Origin of the sequence: Kribbella sp. NPDC003557 (assembly GCF_040610805.1) — a bacterium.
Classification (GTDB): domain Bacteria; phylum Actinomycetota; class Actinomycetes; order Propionibacteriales; family Kribbellaceae; genus Kribbella.
On the sequence record NZ_JBEXMY010000004.1, the window covers coordinates 587,556 to 604,151 of the forward strand.

Below are 16,596 nucleotides of genomic sequence, written 5' to 3' on the forward strand. Positions count from 1 at the left end.
CCGCTGCTGGAAAGCGCTCCCCGTCTGCCCGCCGAGGTCTTGACCCTGGGCGTGCGGGATGCAACCCTCTGTTCACGCCCGATCTGTCGAAGCGCTTCGATCATCTTCCACCACCCATCGATCGAAGCGCTTCGACACCAGACCGTGGAGTCGACCGCCGATGAGTACTCCTGCCCCGTTCCGCGACCCTGCCCGGCCGGCCGGTGAGCGGATCGACGACCTGCTCGCCCGGCTCACCCCGGCCGAGAAGATCGCGTTCCTGCACCAGTACCAGCCACCGGTCCCCCGGCTCGGCCTGCAGGCGTTCCGGACCGGCACCGAGGCGCTGCACGGCGTCGCCTGGCACGGTCCGGCGACGGTGTTCCCGCAGGCGATCGGCCTGGCCAGCAGCTGGAGCCCCGAGCTCGTGCGGGCGGTCGGTGCGGCCGTCGGGGACGAGGTCCGCGTGTTCCATCGCAAGGATCCGGCCGATGTCGGCCTCAACGTCTGGGCGCCGGTGGTCAACCCGCTCCGCGACCCGCGCTGGGGCCGTAACGAGGAGGGGTACGCCGAGGATCCCTGGCTGACCGGCGTCATCGCCACCGCGTACGGGCACGGGCTGGCCGGCGACGACCCGACGTACCTCAAGACCGCTCCGACGCTGAAGCACTTCCTTGCCTACAACAACGAGACGGACCGCTGCACGACGTCGAGCAACCTGCCGCCGCGGGTCCTGCACGACTACGAGCTGCCGGCCTTCCGGGCGCCGATCGCCGCGGGTGCGGCCGTCGCGGTGATGCCGTCGTACAACCTGGTGAACGGACGGCCCGCCCACCTCAGCCCGCTGATCAACGACGTCCTCCGGACGTGGACGGCCGACGAACTCCTGGTGGTGAGTGATGCCTACGCACCGGCGAACCTGTCCGGCCTGCAGCAGTACCTGCCCGACGGACCGACCGCGTACGCCGCCGCACTGAGAGCCGGCGTGGACAGCTTCACCCAGGACGGGACCGACACCGCCCCGACCATCGAGCGGCTGACGACGGCCCTCGACCGCGGGCTCGTCACGACCGCCGACCTCGACGCCGCCGTACGGCGAGTGCTGGCGATCCGCTTCCGGCTGGGCGAGTTCGACCCGCCCGAGCTCGACCCGTACCGCGCCCTCGAACCCGAGCTGGTCAACTGCCCGGCGCACCGCCGGCTCGCCCAGGACGCGGCCCGCCAGGCGATCGTGCTGCTCAAACACGAGTGCCAGGTCCTTCCGCTCGCTCCGACGACTCGCGTCGCCGTTGTCGGACCGCTGGCCGGCACGCTCTCGGAGGACTGGTACGCCGGCACGCTGCCGTACCAGGTGACCGCGCTGGACGGGTTGATCGAGCGACTGGGCACCGAGCGTGTTGAGTACTGCGAGGGCGTCGACCGGATCACGCTGCGGATCGCGGGCTCGTCGTCGTACCTGACTGTCGGCGCCGACGCGGTGCTGCGGGCCGGCACCGAGCCGGGTGAGTTCGATCTGTTCGACTGGGGTGGAGAGGCGTGGGCTCTGCGCTCGGTGCGGAACGGCCGGCATCTGACCGCCACGGACGAGGGTGAGCTGGTCGCTGACCAGCCAGGTCCGAACGGCTGGGAGGTCAAGCAGACCTTCCGTCTCGTGCAGTCGTCGGGCAGTCTCCTGATCCAGCATCTGCACAGCGGCCGGTACCTCCAGGTCGACGCGGACGGCGCAGTCGGGCTGGCTGAGCAGGGTACGACGTTCGAGCTCGACGTGGTCGTCGACGGCGCGGCGACGGCCGCCGAGCTCGCAGCCCGGGCCGACGTCACGATCGTTGTCGCTGGCAACCACCCGCTGGTGAACGGCCGCGAGACCGAGGACCGTGTGACGCTGGATCTCCCGCCGGCACAGGACCGGCTCGTCCGGCGGGTGCACGCGGCGAATCCGCGGACGGTGCTGGTCCTCAGCAGCAGCTACCCGTATGCGATCGGCTGGGCCCAGCAGCACGTTCCGGCGATCCTGTGGTCCGCGCACGGCGGGCAGGAGTACGGCCGTGCGCTGGCCGACGTCCTGTTCGGCGACCACGACCCGGCGGGCCGGCTGACGCAGACGTGGTACCACTCCGCCGCCGACCTGCCCGACCTGCTCGACTACGACATCATCGCCACGGACGCGACGTACCTGTACTTCCGCGGCACACCGCTCTACCCGTTCGGCCACGGCCTCAGCTACGCGACCTTCGCGTACGGCGGCCTGCGGCTGAGCGCACCCTCGATCGCAGCGGATGGCGACGTCCGGGTCACGTTCTCCGTCACCAACACCGGCGATCGCGCCGGAACCGAGATCGCCCAGCTGTACACACGCCAGCAGCGCTCACGGGTCAAGCAGCCGCTGCGGCAACTGCGCGGCTTCCGGCGGGTCTCGCTGGACCCCGGCGAGACCACCGAGATCGAACTGACCGTCGCCGCGGCCGACCTCGGCTTCTGGGATGTGACCCGGGACCGGCGCTGTGTCGAGACCGCGCGACACAGCATCATGGTCGGCCGCTCCAGCACCGACCTGCGCCTCACCACGACCCTCGACGTGCGCGGCGAACGGATCCCGCCGCGAACCCTCACCCGGCTCGCCGCCACCAGCTTCGACGACTACTGCGGCATCACCCTGACAACCGCAACCCGCGACCACGGCGACGCCGCCCTCGCACTGGAACCCCGAGCCTGGCTCGCATTCGACGACGTGCAGGTCGACCCGACAAGCTACGTGGCCCGCGTCGCCAACCGTGGCGCCGACCCCGCGACCATCGACTTCCGCCTGGACGACCCCCTCCACGGGCACCTGCTCGGCACCCTCCAGGTGCCCCCGACCAACAGCCTGATCTCGCTCGACGGCGAGTTGCAGCTCGACAGTACGTATAGGCCCACTGCCGGCGAGGGCTCGCCGGCGCACGCCTCAGATCCGGCTCAGCCGGTGGGAAGTGGCCGTATACGTACTGTCGAGCCGCCGCACACGCTCTACGCCGTCTTCTCGGCGGCTGGGGTCATGCTGGAGAGCTTGACTGTGTAGCGCTCGCAGGTGCCTGAGAGGACGCGGGACTCGACCTGGCCGGCGCGGAACGTCAGCTCGATGACGACCTCGCCGGTCGCGGACGGGACGGTCACGGTGGTGACCTGGCCGTCGGACGGCTCGAACCAGCGCAAGTCGACGCCGTCCGCCCAGTCGTACTCAGGCCGGTCGTCAACCGCACCGACCGGGATCACCGCTCCCTCGCGAACGAACAGCGGCAGCGTGTCGAAGCCGTGCGTCTGCCGCACCCACGCCGGGCCGGTCAGCACCTCACCGGTCAGCAGCGACGTCCAGCGCCCGCGCGGCAGGTAGAACGAGACCTCGCCGTCGAAGCTCATCACCGGCGCGACCAGCAGATCCGGACCGAGCAGGTACTGCCGGTCCAGGTACGCGACCGCCGGATCGTCCGGGAACTCGAGCGCCATCGGCCGCATCATCGGCACCCCGTCCCGATGTGCCTCCTCGGCGGCCGCGGCCAGGTACGGCATCAGCGACAGCTTCAGCCTGGTGAACTTCCGCAGCACGTCGACCGCCTCCTCGTCGAACGCCCACGGCACCCGGTACGACGACGAGCCGTGCAACCGGGAATGCGACGACAGCAGCCCGAACGCCACCCACCGCTTGAAGATCGCGGGATCGGGCGTGCCCTCGAACCCGCCGATGTCGTGACTCCAGTAGCCGAAGCCGGAGGCCGCCAGCGACAACCCGCCGCGCAGCGACTCGGCCATCGCCTCGAACGTCGACTCGCAGTCGCCGCCCCAGTGCACCGGGAACTGCTGACCGCCGGCCGTCGCCGACCGGGCGAACAGCACAGCCTCCCCCGCCCCGCGGTTCTCCTCCAGCAGCCCGAACACGGCCGCGTTGTAGAGCTGGGGATAGTAGTTGTGCATCCGCTCCGGGTCGGACCGGTCGAACCAGACGACGTCGGTCGGGATCCGCTCGCCGAAGTCGGTCTTGAAGCAGTCGACGCCGATGTCGATCAGCGCCTGCAGCTTCGCGCGGAACCAGGCCGTCGCGTCCGGGTTGGTGAAGTCGACGATCGCCATCCCGGCCTGCCACAGGTCCCACTGCCAGACCGAGCCGTCCGGGCGCCTCAGCAGGTACCCGAGCCGGCGGCCCTCCTCGAACAGCACCGAGCGCTGCGCGATGTACGGGTTGATCCACAGGCTGACCCGCAGCCCGCGGTCCTTCAGCCGGCGCACCATCCCGGCCGGGTCCGGGAACGCGACCGGGTCCCAGACGAAGTCGCACCAGTGGAACTGCCGCATCCAGAAACAGTCGAAGTGCAGAACGCTCAACGGCAGGTCCCGCGACGCCATCCCGTCGATGAACGCGCTCGTCGTCTCCTCGGTGTAGTCCGTCGTGAACGACGTCGACAACCACAGCCCCATCGACCACGCGGGCACCCGGGCGGGCCGTCCGGTGAGGGCGGTGTAGCGGCGCAGCACGTCCTTCGGCGCCGGGCCGGCGAACACGTAGTACGCCAACTCCTGGCCTTCGACGCTGAACTGGTTGCGGGACGTGACCTCGGAGCCGACCTCGAACGACACGTGGGCAGGGCTGTCCACGAGGACGCCGTACCCCTTGCTGCTCAGGTAGAACGGGACGTTCTTGTACGCCTGCTCGCTCGACGTGCCGCCGTCGGCGTTCCAGCTGTCGACGACCTGGCCGTTCTTCACGAACGCGCCGAACCGCTCGCCGAGCCCGTAGATCGTCTCGCCGACGCCGAGCGCCAGCTGTTCGTGCACGTACTGCTTCCCGTCGGCGTCGGTGATCAGGCCGACGCTGCGCGCTCCCGAGTTCGTCAGCTCCTTGCCGTCCTGCTCGAAGCGCACGTCCCACGGCCCGTCGAGCGCGATCACCACACTCAGCTCGCCGGACGTCAGCCGCGCCTCGGCGGCGCCGACCTCGACCTTCACCGGATGCTCGTCGTCGGTGTTCAGCCGGTACGACGGGTGCGCGGGCAGGCCGCCGAGGTGGTGCGCGATCCGGACGCCGATCACGCCGCGGGCCGGGGACGAGAACGTCATCGTGAACATCGGCTGGTTGAGCGTGTCCCCGCGCCGCTCGATCCGCTTCGCCGGCGCGAACACGGTCAGGTCCCGCTCCCCCGGCACCACGCTCTCGACCTCGGCCGGCCGGAGCCGGGTCAGTCCCGCCCGGAGCTGCCAGTACCCGTCGGTGAACTTCATGCCGGCCAGCCTCTCTCAGGGTTGTCGAAGCGCTTCGACAACCGTAGGGACGACAACTTCACGGCGTCAAGTTGCGGACCTCTCAGCGGATTCTCAGCGCCCTGCGGTGAGACTGGGAGGATGCGAGTGCTGATGGTCGAGGACGAACTGCGGCTGGCCGACACGGTGCACCGGGGACTGACCGATGCCGGGTTCGTCGTGGAGCTGGTGCACGACGGCGAGAACGCGGTGTGGGCCGCGACCGAGCACAACTACGACGTGATCGTGCTGGACATCATGCTGCCGAAGCTGAACGGGTACCGCGTGCTCGAGCTGCTCCGGGCCCGCGGCGTCTGGACGCCGGTGCTGATGCTGACCGCGAAGGACGGCGAGTACGACCAGACCGACGCGTTCGATCTCGGCGCGGACGACTACCTGACCAAGCCGTTCAGCTTCCTCGTCCTGGTCGCCCGGTTGCGGGCGCTGATCCGGCGCGGCGGACCGGAGCGCCCGGTGGTGCTGACGGCCGGGGACCTGACCCTCGACCTGACCCGGCGGCGGGTCGAGCGCAACGGACGCGAGATCACGCTGACACCCCGCGAGTACGGGCTGCTCGAGTTCCTGATGCGGCACCGCGGCGACACGGTCAGCAAGACCGAGATCCTGGCCGGGGTCTGGGATCCCGCCTTCGACGGCGACCCGAACGTCGTCGAGGTCTACGTCCGCTACCTGCGCAAGAAGATCGACACCCCGTACGCCCGGCACGCCATCGAGACCATCCGCGGGATGGGCTACCGACTGAACCCCGAAGGCGGCTGAGCGAAACTGGGGGCGTGAGCACGGTGGTGCGACGGCGCGTCGACGGGTGGTACCGGACCGCCGGCGGTCTGCGGCAGGCCAGTGTCCGGAGCCGCTCGACGGCGGCCGCGGTGATCGTCGTGGCGGTCGCGATGATGCTGGGCGCGGCCGCCCTGCTGCTGCTCCTGCAGCGGGCGCTGATCACCGAGGTCTCCGACGCCGCCGAGGCCCGGGTCGGCGAGGTGGCCCAACAGGTCACCGCGGACGGTACGGCGGGACTCGCGCGCGACCTGGCCGAGTCCACGCGCGGCGGTCAGCTGATCCAGGTGCTCGACCCGTCCGGACGGGTCGTCGCCGCGTCGTCGACCCGGGTCGGGTCCACCCCGCTCACCGATCTCCGGCCCCCGGCGGGTGCGCTGCTGCGGGCCCAGGTCGGCGAGATGCCGCTCATCGACGACGACCACTCGTTCGTGATCGTCGCGCAGGGAGCGGCGTACGGCGTGACGACGTACACGGTGGTCGTCGCCTCGTCGGTGGAGACCCAGCGGCAGACCGTCGCGACCGTGGCCAAGTACCTCGCGATCGGGTTCCCGGCGCTGCTGATCGTGGTCGGCGTGGCCGGGTGGCTGATGGTCGGCCAGGCGCTGCGGCCGGTGGAGCGGATCCGGGCCCGGGTGCAGCGGATCGGGACGCGGGACCTGACCGAGCGGGTCCCGGTGCCGCGGACCCGGGACGAGATCGCGCGGCTCGCGGTGACGATGAACGAGATGCTCGACCGGCTGGAGACCGGGCATGCGACCCAGCGGGCGTTCGTCGCGGACGCGAGCCACGAGCTCCGGTCGCCGCTGGCCACGCTGACCGCGGCGCTGGAGGTCATCGAGGCCGACACCACCGGGCAGGCGTGGCACGACCTGCGACAGGTGATGGAGACCGAGACCGACCGGATGCGGCAACTGGTCGAGGACCTGCTGCTGCTCGCGAAGGCCGACGACACCGGGTTGCGGATGCGCCAGGTCGACGTGGATCTCGACGACCTCGTCGCCGCCGAGATCCAGCGGCTGCGAAGCTCGGCGCCCGAGCTGACGGTCACCGGTGACGTGCATCCGGTCCGGGTCGTCGGCGATCCGGCGCGGCTCGGTCAGGTGCTGCGGAACCTCGTCGACAACGCGGCCCGCGCGGCGCACACCACGGTCCGCCTGACCACCGCGGAGGAGAACGGGTCAGCGGTCGTCACGGTGTCCGACGACGGCGACGGGATTCCCGAGCAGGACCGGCAGCGGGTCTTCGAACGCTTCGTCCGCCTGGACACCAGCCGGTCCCGCGCGAGCGGGGGTTCCGGGCTCGGGCTGTCGATCGCCCGGGAGATCACCCGCGCGCACCACGGCACCATCACGCTCAGCTCCTCGAGCACCGGCGGTACGACGGCGACCGTCACCCTGCCGAACTGACCACGCACCGAGAACCACCGGCGCTTGCGCGGCATCGACATCCACCGGGACCTGGCCCAAGCTGGAAGGTGAAGGAGGTGGGTGTGGTGAAAGCTGCAGCAGGCGACCAGGTCGTGGTGGAGAGCAGCCACCTGATGGCGCACCGGCGTGAAGGGCAGATCGTCGAGGTGCACGATCCGAACGGCGCACCGCCGTACCTCGTGCACTGGACCGACACCGACTCCGAGTCCCTGTTCTTCCCGGGTCCGGACGCGCACATCGTGCATGTCGAGCGGTAGCTGATCCGGATCAGTCGCGGACGGCCGCGGTGGCGTGCCGGAGCTCGGTGAGGACTGTGCGGACTGCCTGCCGCGCGGCGCGTTCGGGACGGTAGAGCGCGTCGATGTGGCGGCGGGTGTGGACGTCGCGCAGCGGACGGAGCGCCACCGCCGGATGAGGTCGGGCGGTCCAGCGCGGCATCAGGGCCAGGCCGGCCCCGGCCGCCACGAGTTCGGCGACGACCGTGAACTCGTTGACGCGATGCACCAATTCGAGGCGGTGGTTCGCGGCCGCTCCGATCGCCTCGATCGTCGCCATCAGCGGGAAGCCGTCGTGGACCGTGATCCACGGTTCGTGCGCGACGTCGCGCGGCGTGAGTGACCGCTTGGCCGCGAGCGGATGATCGACCGGCAGGGCGACGTCGAGCGGCTCGTGCAGCAGCGGTGTGACCGCGACCGTCAGCGGCCAGGGGGCGGCGTGGTCGAGGCGGTGCGCCAGGACCAGGTCGTACTCCCGGGTGAGCGCCGGGAACTCGTCCTGCGGCACGTCCTCGTCGTGCAGGCTGAGCCGCGGCGCCGTGCCGGCCCGGAGCAGCCGCGGGAAGAACGCCGCGGCCGCGCTGTGGAAGGCCGCGACGGACACCACCCCGTCGGGCTGGTCGACGAACTCGTCCACGGCCTGCCGCGCCCGCGCCAGCGCCGCCTCGACATCCGCCGCGGCACCCGCCAGCGCCCGTCCCGCGGCGGTCAGCACGACCCGGCGGCCGTCGCGTTCGGTCAACGGCACGGGGATCGACCGCTGCAGCAGCCGGAGCTGCTGCGAGATCGCCGACGGTGTCACGAGCAGGGCCTCGGCCGCCGCGGTGACACTGCCCAACTCACCGACTTCGCGGAGCACGCGGAGCTGCCGTTCGTCCATTTCTTCACTGTAGCTGTGCTACATCGTCGCTGAAGACTTTGGTACTTGGCTTCAACGTCCGCACGCCGCACCGTTGATCCCGTGCCCGGATCCCGCCGTACCGATCTCGTCCTGCTGCTCGTCGCCGTCGTCTGGGGCTCGAGCTATCTCGCGGCCAAGACCGCGACCGGCAGCGCGCCGGTGCTGACCGTGCTCTTCCTGCGGTACGGGATCTCCGCGCTCGCCCTGGTACCGCTCGCCCGCGGCATCAACCGGCGGGAACTGAAGGCGGGGCTCGTCCTCGGCCTCACGCAGGCAGCGGTCCTGCTACTGGAGACGTACGGCGTCACGCACACCAGCGCTGCGAACGCCGGGCTGATCATCAGCCTGACGCTCGTGCTCACGCCGCTGTTCGACCGCCGCGGCCTCCCGCCGCGCTTCTACCTCGCGGCCGGGATCTGCGTGGTCGCCGTCGGGCTGCTGATGTCCGCCGACGGCCTGCACGCCCCAGGGGTCGGCGATCTGCTGATGCTCGCCGCCGCCGTCGTCCGCGCCGGCCATGTCGCGCTCGTCGGCCGGCTGTCCGCCGGCCTGCGTCCGGTGCAGCTGACGACGGTCCAGACCCTCGTCGGCACGGCGCTGTTCGCCGTCCCGGCGCTACCGCACCTGCCCACCCACGCGGGTCTCGGCACCTGGCTCCAGATGGTCTATCTCGCCTTGTTCTGCAGCGTTTTCGCCTTCCTGGCCCAGACCTGGGCGATCCAGCGCACCTCGGCCAGCCGCGCCAGTCTGCTGCTCGGCACCGAACCGATCTGGGCGGTCGCCATCGGCATCGGCCTCGGCAACGAGCACCTCACCGCCGCGGCGCTCCTCGGCGCCGCGCTGATGCTCACCGGCACCACCTGGGGCCAATCCATCGAACGGACCAACCGCGAGTCACGGCCCCAGCCGGTGCCGGTCAGCTAGCCGCGATCAGCTGCGGGTCCACTTCTGGTCGGCCGAACCGTTGCAGGCGGCAACGACTACCGCCGCGCCGTTCCCGGTGCCATTGGCTGTCAGGCAGCCTGCCGCCGACGTGACGGTCTGGTCGGCGTTCAGGTGCCAGACCTGGTTGGCGCCGCCGGTGCAGTTCTCGATGGTCACGGTCGAGGTGCCGGCGGTCATGCACTTGTCGGCGTAGACCGTCAGCTGGTTCTCGGCGGTAAGGTTCCACGACTGGTTCCCGCCGTTGTTGCAGTCCCATAGGTCGAGCGCTGTTCCGGGACTGGTCGAGAAGCCCGGCACGTCGACGCAGCGGTTGCTGGCAACACCGCGCAGGGGCTCACCCGGGGGCGCCGGCGGCTCGGAGTTCGTCGGCTCGCTCTTGAGCAGACCCCAGCCCCACCACAGCTGGTCGCGGCCGCTGATGCTGTTGACCTGGAGATCGGACGGCCCGACCTGCGTCGTCATCGAGTACGAGTCTCCGGTCCGCAGCCCCGGCCAGTAGACGATGCCCATCTGCTGCTCACGGGCGACCTGCGTCAGCGCGGCGAGGTACGACGTGTAGACGTTGCCCTCGTGGTTGCCGTAGTTCAGGCCGATCGTCATCGGCGAGCCGGCCTCGTCGATGATCGTCCGCCAGCCGTACGAGCCGATCCGCGGCCGCAGGTTCGCCAGCCAGGCGGCCTCGGTCGTGTCGGAGGCCCAGAAGCCGTAGAAGTGCAGCGACAGCAGCGTTCCGTTCAGCTCGGGCGCCGCGCCGACGCCGGTCACGTTGTCGTTGTAGCCGGTCCCGGAGATGACGATCCGCCCGCGCGGAACGTCGCTGTGCCGCGCGATCCACGACGACGTCAGCGACACCCACTCGGTCAGCGAGTAGCCGAACGGCTCGTTCATCGGCTCGAAGTACACGCGCGGGTTCTTCCCGTACGCCTTCACCACCGTGTCCCACATCGCCTGGTACGCCGCCGGGTCGTCGACCCGACCGTCCTTGGCGTTGTCGGCCTCCCAGTAGCTCAGGATCACCTTGAACCCACTCGCCACCGAGGCGTCGATCGCCCCGCGGTAGGCACGCCACCAGTCGGTGCCCACACTCGACGGGTTGATCGGCAGCCGGATCGTGTTCGCCTTCAGCTCCTTGCGGAACTCCCCCACGATCCCGAGGGCCTTGCGGTACGTCGTCGCGTAGTCGTCGGCCGTGCTGAGGCCGGACGGGACGACCTCGTCGTCGGCGTAGTTGTCGCGCGGGTCGGCCCAGTTGACGCCGCGGAACTCGTTCGTTCCCGGCGGGCTCGCGGCGGCGGTTCCGGGAACCGCGGCGGCGAGCGTGAAACAGCACAGCAGGACGGCGAGGAGACTGCGGACGGTTGATCTCACGCCGCGATGTTTACGTAAACAGAGCTGGTCGTCAAGAGCTCGGCACGAGTTCCAGCCGCAGCCACTTCGCCAGGTCGCGGATCTCCCGGTGCACCGCGGCGGTCAGGGTCTTCGAGAACGGCTCGTCCTCGTGGATCGCGTCGACGCGGAACACCCCGGCCTTCCGGTCGGCCGCCGCGTCGAGCTTCCCGACCAGCCGGTCGTTGTGCAGGATCGGCAGCGCGAAGTACCCCCAGCGGCGCTTCGCGACCGGTTTGTACATCTCCAGCTGGTAGTCGAAATCGAAGATCTCCAGCAGCCGCTTCCGGTCGTACACCAACCGGTCCAGCGGTGACAGGATCGCCGTCCGCCCGGTGAACGAGCCGTCGAGCAGCTCGGGGTCGACGCGCCACTCGCCGCGGACGCCGTCCACCACGGCCGGCTCTCCCACGTGGCCGGCGTCGAGCGGCTCGCCCGGACACGCCGGTCCTTTCGAGCGGAGCAGGCCCATCGACCGCAGCCGCTGCTCGTGCCGGATCCGGACGGCGTCCTCGATCGGCACGACCGGATCGTCCGGGTAGACCCGCGAGGCCAGGTCCCACAGGCGGTCCCGGCCGTCCCGGCCGGCGATCGCCACCTCGCCGCGCTGCACCATGAACTCCAGCAGCTGCGACACGTTGCGGTTGTTGGTCCACCCGCTCGACCTCCACGGCCGCACGCAGGTGTCCGGCAGCTCACGCATCACCAGCGGGCCGTCCTGGCGCAGCCGCTCGAGGATGTCGACCCGGCAGCCCTCGTTGGCCCGGACCCAGTCCTGCCGGTACTGCTGCCAGTCGAGCGGCTCTCCGTCGCTCGGCCAGGCCGCCATCTCGGCCCGGAACAGCGCCAGCGTCTCCGGCAACCGCGCGAACCCGCGGAACTCGACCAACTCCAGCGATGCCAGCGCGTCGGCCAGCTCGGTCGGGTCGTACGCCGACCCGAGACGACTCCAGGCCACCAGGTCCGCGTTCGGCGCGACGTAGGCGGTCTGGTCGAGCTGCACCACGGTCAGGCCGCGCACGACCTCGAACAGGTCGGCCGGTCGCTGCCTGGTCAGGAGCTGCGCGCGCACGGCCAGCCGCCGGGCGTCGCGCTTCGACAGCTGGTGAACGGTCACGAACTGAGGCTAAGTCACGTCACGGACACTCTGCGGACAGTATGGTGGAAGGAGATCTGAGGAGTAGCCGAGCGGGTGGGGACCTGGTGCTCGGAGTTTCAGGGGGTCATCGTGTCGTTACGTGATCGGGCACTCACGCCCTGTGTTGTGTCGGTGGCGCTGATGTCGTTGCTGGTGGTCGCCGGGTGTTCGGACGCCGGCGGTACGACCGCGCCGACCGAGGGGGTGCCGACTCCGTCGATCGTGCTGCCGCCGACGCAGGGGGCGCTCAAACCGGCGACGGACTGTGCGCGGTCGACCGAGATGCTCCCGACCGAGGCTGGGGCCGACGGCGTGCAGCTGACCGTCAGCACCGATCCGAGCCGCACGTCGCTGCTGCTGAAGAACACCGGCAGCCTGTCGGTCGTGGTCATCCCGGACACCAGCTTCAGCACCCGGCTGGCCGCGGCGCCGTACGCGAATCCGAAGGACGCGGCCTCGCGCGTCGCCCTGATCGCCGTCAACAACAGCGGGGCGAAGGTCGCGGACATCCCGCAGTACGTCCCGCAGACGCAGGTCGTCACGCTGCCGCCCAGGTGGGCGCTCTGTGCGCTGACCGACGACGTCAAGGAGTCCGCGGCCATCCGCTACCTCCAGGACCGGCCGTCCAGCGCCGAGTACTTCGTCACCAAAGCACTCGCCGACGAGCTGCTCACCAGCACCAGCGCGGCCCGGGCCCAATCAGCCCTCGTTCGGTGCGCGAAGAGCACCCTGAACGCGCTCAAGATCCACCCGGAGATGTCGGACATCGAGCTGTACGTCGAGATCCTGAGTCCGAATCCCGGCTGCCGGGCCGGCTACAAGGCTTTGCTGCGCGGCGACATGGAGGCGACCGAGCAACTCGAGGCAAGGGTGATCGGACAGCTCGGCGGCGCTCCCCGGCTGCTCGCGAACAGCAGGCTGTACAGCGTCACGACGCGTCCCTGAACCGCCCAGCCCGGCCAGGGTCGGGTCCGGGTTCGATCAGGGAGAACTCCCCTGCCGCGCGGCTCGTCACGGCCGCAGACTGGAGTCCTACCGTTCGACTCTCGGAGGACATCAGCCATGATCGGCTTCATCATCGCCGGACTCGTCATCGGAGCGCTGGCCCGGCTCTTCACGCCCGGCAAGCAGAAGCTCGGCCTGCTCGCCACGCTGCTGCTCGGACTGGCCGGTTCGGTGATCGGCGGGACCATCGCGAGCATTCTCGGCACCGGCGGCATCTTCGAGCTGAACATTCTCGGCTTCATCGTGGCGGTGATCTCCTCGGTGATGCTGGTCGGCACCGCCGAGACGCTGTCGGCCCGCCACCACAACCGCGCCCTGAAGAACTGACCCGCCCGGAGCGCCGGTCCTACACCTCCTCGTTGATCGCCATCGCCGGCCGCGGCTCGCGGCCCGGCGGCTGTGGCGGCCGGGGCAGCAACGGCCGGCGCTTCTCCAAGGTCCGGATCACCGGCTGCTTCGCGGTGACCGTGATGAGCTCACCGGCGTGCCGCAACGTCATCGACGCGTCCGGCCCGTCGTGCACCGAGTACTTCACCGACAGCGGGTCGATCTCCACCCGGAGCCGGATCCCGCGCCAGCGGACGGCGAAGCTCAGCCCGGCCAGTCCGACCGGCAGCGCCGGATCGAAGCACAGGCAGCCGTCCCGCTCACGCAATCCGCCGAACCCGGCCACCAGCGCACTCCAGGCGCCGCCGAGCGAGGCCATGTGCAGGCCGTCGCCGGTGTTGTGGTGCAGGTTGCGCATGTCGATCAGGGCGGCCTCGTACGCATAGTCGTAGGCCAGGTCCAGATGCCCGACCTCGGCGGCCATCACCGCCTGCACGCAGGCCGACAACGACGAGTCCCGGACGGTGAGCCGCTCGTAGTAGTCGAAGTTCCGCGCCTTCTCCTCGGGGGTGAACGCGTCGCCGCACCAGTACGTCGCCAGCATCAGATCGGCCTGTTTGACGACCTGGGTGCGATACAGCTGGAAGTACGGCGCGTGCAGCAGCAGCGGATACCTGTCCTTGTAGGCCTCGAAGTCCCAGACGGCGTACCCGGTGAAGCCTTCGGACTGCGGGTGGACACCGAGATCCGCGTCGTACGGGATGTAGACGGCGGCCGCGGCGTCCCGCCAGCTCGCCTCCTCCTCGCTGTCGACACCGAACTCGCGGGCCTTGACCGGGAGCCTGGCCGCGATCTCGGCCGCGGACCGCAGGTTGCGCGCCGCCATCAGATTGGTGAAAACGTTGTCGTCGGCAACTGCGCTGTACTCGTCCGGGCCGGTCACGCCGGGCAGGTGCCAGCGGCCTTCGCGGTCGTGGTGGCCGAGCGACATCCACAGCCGGGCGGTCTCGACCAGCAGCTCGAGCCCGACCTCGTCGAGGAAGTCGTCGTCGCCGGTCGCCCGGTGGTACCGCATGACGGCCTCGGCGATGTCGGCGTTGATGTGGAACGCCGCCGTCCCGGCCGGCCAGTAGCCGGAGCACTCCTGGCCGCGGATCGTCCGCCACGGGAACGCGGCCCCGCGGAAGCCGAGCTCCGCGGCGCGTTGCTTGGCCATCTCCAGGGTGGAATGGCGCCAGCGCAGCGCGTCCGCGGCGGAGTCCGGCATCGTGTAGGTCAGCACCGGCAGCACGAAGCCTTCGGTGTCCCAGAACGTGTGCCCGTCGTACCCTGCGCCGGTCAGTCCCTTCGACGGGATCGCCCGCCGCTCGGCGCGCGCCCCGGCCTGCAGGATGTGGAACAGCGCGAACCGGACCGCCTGCTGCAACTCCGGGTGCCCTTGCACCTCGACGTCGGCGCCGTCCCAGAAGTCGTCCAGGAACTCGGCCTGCTGCCTGGTCAGCCCGTCCCAGCCGGAGAACCGGGCGCTCGCGAGCGCGGCCGCGACCTGGTCCCGGATCGCGGTCTCGGACCGCAGGCTGGACCAGCCGTAGGCCAGGTATTTCACGACGCGCAGGCTCTCGCCCGGCTGCAGCTGGCAGATCACCGTGGTCCGCGCCCAGTCCTCGCGGACGTCCTGGTCCATCGCATACCGGACCGAGGTGTCGACCTCGTGCGACATCGCCGCGGCCATCAACTGCTGGCTGCGTGTCGTGCGGTGGATCAGCACCGTGCCGTGCTCACCGCCGTCGTGGCTGACCGGTTTCAGCGGGTTGTCCAGGACGGCGGCCACGCGCGGGTCGTCGGACAGCTTCGGCTGCGCCTCGTTCGCCACCAGTTCGGACTGGATGACGAACCGGGCGGGCTGGTCGACGGGCTCGACGACGTACTCGATCGCGGCCACCGCACGCTGGGTGAGCGACACGAGCCGGCGGCTGCGGACCTTGATCCGCTTGCCGCCCGGCGAGGTCCAGTCCACGTCCCGCTCGAGGATGCCGGTGCGGAAGTCCAACGAGCGCTCGTGTTTGGACAGGTAGCCGTAGCGGATGTCGAACGGCGAGTCGTCGACGAGCAGCCGGATCAGCTTGCCGTTGGTGACGTCGACCAGGGTCTGCCCGGACTCGGGATAGCCGTAGCCGGCCTCGGCGTACGGCAGCGGGCGCTGCTCGTAGAACGAGTTCAGGTACGTACCGGGAATCGCGTACGGCTCGCCTTCGTCGAGGTTGCCGCGCAGGCCGATGTGACCGTTCGACAGGGCGAACAGGGACTCCGCCTGCGCCAGCTTGTCGAGCGCGAGCCGCGTCTCGCGCAGCCGCCACGGCTCGATCGGGTGGTGGCCCCGGTCGATCATTCGCCCACCTCCGGCTGCAGCAGCTCGGCCAGGTCACGGACCACGACGTCGGCGCCGTGCGACTTGAGGTCGGCCGCCTGACCGACCCGGTCCACTCCGATCACCTGCCCGAAGTGACCCGCACGGCCGGCGGACACACCCGCCAGCGCGTCCTCGAAGACCGCCGCCTCGGACGGGTCGACGCCGAACCCCTTGGCCGCGGCGAGGAACGTGTCCGGCGCCGGCTTGCCCTTCAGGCCCTCGGTCCGGATCGTCACGCCGTCGACGATCTGCTCGACAAACCTCGCCAGGCCGGTGACGTCGAGCACCTGGCGGGTGTTCGCACTCGAGGACACCACGGCCCGGCGCAGACCGGCCTGCTCGGCGGCCTCCAGGTACTTCCGGGAGCCCTCGAAGACCTCCACGCCGTCGGTGCGGATCCGTCGCTGGACCGCCTCGTTCTTCCGGTTGCCGAGACCGTTGACCGTCGGCGCGGACGGCGGGTCGTCGGCGGTCCCCTCCGGCAGCGAGATACCGCGCGCGGCGAGGAAGTCCCGGACGCCGTCGGGCCGCGGCTTGCCGTCGACGTACGCGTCGTACTCCGCGCGGGCGTCGAAGGGCACGAACGCGATCCCGTGCCGCGCCGCATAGTCGCGGAGGAACTCGTCGAACATCTCTTTCCACGCGGCAGCATGAACGGCGGCGGTGTCGGTGAGCACACCATCCAGGTCGAACAGGCAGGCCCGGATCCCCGTAGGTAGTCCCAGCATGATCACCAC

General features: G+C 70.3%; 13 protein-coding genes. 7 read left to right on the forward strand and 6 right to left on the reverse strand.

The window, feature by feature from the left end; genetic code table 11:
* Window positions 1-160: 160 nt before the first annotated feature.
* The gene (locus tag ABZW60_RS19285) at window positions 161-3,034 is read left to right on the forward strand and encodes a glycoside hydrolase family 3 C-terminal domain-containing protein (RefSeq protein WP_355478559.1); all 2,874 of its coding nucleotides are present in this window, start codon (window positions 161-163) and stop codon (window positions 3,032-3,034) included.
* On the opposite strand, the gene yicI is transcribed toward ABZW60_RS19285, so the two are convergent.
* Entirely contained in the window at window positions 2,983-5,226 is a 2,244-nt protein-coding gene (gene yicI, locus ABZW60_RS19290; protein WP_355478560.1) for an alpha-xylosidase, read from the reverse strand. The genes ABZW60_RS19285 and yicI overlap by 52 nt on opposite strands.
* A gap of 120 nt (window positions 5,227-5,346) precedes the next feature.
* On the opposite strand from yicI, the gene ABZW60_RS19295 reads away from it, so the two are divergent.
* The 3 genes from ABZW60_RS19295 (at window position 5,347) to ABZW60_RS19305 (ending at window position 7,729) form a co-directional block, all read left to right on the forward strand.
* The gene (locus tag ABZW60_RS19295; RefSeq protein ID WP_355478562.1) at window positions 5,347-6,024 is read left to right on the forward strand and encodes a response regulator transcription factor; all 678 of its coding nucleotides are present in this window, start codon (window positions 5,347-5,349) and stop codon (window positions 6,022-6,024) included.
* Between the two features lie 14 nt (window positions 6,025-6,038).
* Window positions 6,039-7,451 carry a HAMP domain-containing sensor histidine kinase gene (locus ABZW60_RS19300; protein ID WP_355478564.1) on the forward strand — a complete coding sequence of 471 codons (1,413 nt, stop codon included), beginning with the start codon at window positions 6,039-6,041 and terminating at the stop codon, window positions 7,449-7,451.
* Window positions 7,452-7,537: 86 nt separating this feature from the next.
* Window positions 7,538-7,729 (forward strand): DUF1918 domain-containing protein, encoded by a 192-nt coding sequence (locus ABZW60_RS19305; protein ID WP_355478565.1) that lies wholly within the window; start codon window positions 7,538-7,540, stop codon window positions 7,727-7,729.
* A gap of 10 nt (window positions 7,730-7,739) precedes the next feature.
* Here ABZW60_RS19305 and ABZW60_RS19310 read toward each other — a convergent pair whose 3' ends face one another.
* Window positions 7,740-8,627, reverse strand: a complete 888-nt coding sequence (locus ABZW60_RS19310) for a LysR family transcriptional regulator (RefSeq protein WP_355478566.1) — start codon at window positions 8,625-8,627, stop codon at window positions 7,740-7,742.
* Window positions 8,628-8,708: 81 nt separating this feature from the next.
* Here ABZW60_RS19310 and ABZW60_RS19315 point away from each other — a divergent pair, with 81 nt between their 5' ends.
* Entirely contained in the window at window positions 8,709-9,572 is an 864-nt protein-coding gene (locus ABZW60_RS19315) for a DMT family transporter (RefSeq protein ID WP_355478568.1), read from the forward strand.
* Between the two features lie 6 nt (window positions 9,573-9,578).
* Here the strand turns inward: ABZW60_RS19315 and ABZW60_RS19320 are convergent, their stop codons facing one another.
* A complete protein-coding gene (locus tag ABZW60_RS19320) occupies window positions 9,579-10,961 on the reverse strand; it encodes a ricin-type beta-trefoil lectin domain protein (protein ID WP_355478570.1) in 1,383 nt (460 codons plus the stop codon).
* Between the two features lie 31 nt (window positions 10,962-10,992).
* Window positions 10,993-12,096 (reverse strand): crosslink repair DNA glycosylase YcaQ family protein, encoded by a 1,104-nt coding sequence (locus ABZW60_RS19325; protein ID WP_355478571.1) that lies wholly within the window; start codon window positions 12,094-12,096, stop codon window positions 10,993-10,995.
* 162 nt (window positions 12,097-12,258) lie between these two features.
* Here ABZW60_RS19325 and ABZW60_RS19330 point away from each other — a divergent pair, with 162 nt between their 5' ends.
* Both ABZW60_RS19330 and ABZW60_RS19335 read left to right on the forward strand, forming a co-directional pair.
* The gene (locus tag ABZW60_RS19330) at window positions 12,259-13,062 is read left to right on the forward strand and encodes a hypothetical protein (protein WP_355478573.1); all 804 of its coding nucleotides are present in this window, start codon (window positions 12,259-12,261) and stop codon (window positions 13,060-13,062) included.
* Window positions 13,063-13,179: 117 nt separating this feature from the next.
* Window positions 13,180-13,449, forward strand: a complete 270-nt coding sequence (locus ABZW60_RS19335) for a hypothetical protein (protein ID WP_355478575.1) — start codon at window positions 13,180-13,182, stop codon at window positions 13,447-13,449.
* Between the two features lie 19 nt (window positions 13,450-13,468).
* Here the strand turns inward: ABZW60_RS19335 and ABZW60_RS19340 are convergent, their stop codons facing one another.
* The gene (locus ABZW60_RS19340; protein WP_355478577.1) at window positions 13,469-15,838 is read right to left on the reverse strand and encodes a glycoside hydrolase family 65 protein; all 2,370 of its coding nucleotides are present in this window, start codon (window positions 15,836-15,838) and stop codon (window positions 13,469-13,471) included.
* Window positions 15,835-16,587 (reverse strand): beta-phosphoglucomutase family hydrolase, encoded by a 753-nt coding sequence (locus ABZW60_RS19345; RefSeq protein WP_355478578.1) that lies wholly within the window; start codon window positions 16,585-16,587, stop codon window positions 15,835-15,837. The genes ABZW60_RS19340 and ABZW60_RS19345 overlap by 4 nt, the downstream gene beginning before the upstream one ends.
* Between the last annotated feature and the right edge of the window lie 9 nt (window positions 16,588-16,596).